Below are 309 nucleotides of genomic sequence, written 5' to 3'. Positions count from 1 at the left end.
GCGCAGTGGACGGAAAAGGGTGGCATTACCTCGCCGGTGTATACCGGTGTGACTCGTGAAGATGGTTACTACACCATCGAGATGAAGCCGTTTACCAACGCTAAGGGCGAGGTTGTGAAGTTTGATGCGGACCCGAATGGTCCGCAGTATGAGAAGATTCGTGTGTGGGTGGAAAACCCGGATCCGGATAACTTCACACAGCTCTATGGCTACAACTTTGGTCACATGGGTCCGAATGCAGCAACGGTTGATACCCCGGGTGGTATGAGCTGGTATGTCGGTTCTGACCGTGTGATGAATGCTCGTTTC

The 309-nt window shown here is 52.8% G+C and carries 1 pseudogene; it reads left to right on the top strand.

Features of this window, described 5'->3' with window-relative positions:
* Nucleotides 1-309 (top strand): annotated as a pseudogene (locus tag HMPREF2785_RS10630) (hypothetical protein); the annotation flags it as partial.

This window comes from Corynebacterium sp. HMSC067D03 (assembly GCF_001811185.1).
GTDB lineage: Bacteria > Actinomycetota > Actinomycetes > Mycobacteriales > Mycobacteriaceae > Corynebacterium > Corynebacterium coyleae.
Note: the sequence above shows the minus strand (reverse complement) of the source record. Positions and strands in the feature narration are given on the sequence as shown.